Consider the following 236-nt stretch of genomic DNA (forward strand, 5'->3'; position numbering starts at 1 on the left):
TTGCGCAGCTCGACGATGAACGGCACGCGGCGAACCAGGTTCTGTTGTTCGATCAGCGGCACGTGGACCGTCGGGTCGCCAGTCCGTCCGAAGTCCTCGCCGTTGTACGAGCGGGCGTCGACCGGGAGCGCCGTGAGCAGCGGGCCGAGCGTCGCTTCGAGCCAATCGCGGCATTCGGCTGCGCGGATGTGGTCGGGAAGCACCTCGAAACCCTGTTTGCAGGCCCAGCGCAGCAC

The 236-nt window shown here is 67.4% G+C and carries 1 pseudogene; it reads right to left on the reverse strand.

Annotated features, from left to right (window positions below):
• Positions 1-236: pseudogene (locus AAEY79_RS16400) on the reverse strand (hypothetical protein); the annotation flags it as partial.

Origin of the sequence: Psychrobacter sp. GW64-MNA-CIBAN-0177 (assembly GCF_040309585.1) — a bacterium.
Classification (GTDB): domain Bacteria; phylum Pseudomonadota; class Gammaproteobacteria; order Pseudomonadales; family Moraxellaceae; genus Psychrobacter; species Psychrobacter okhotskensis.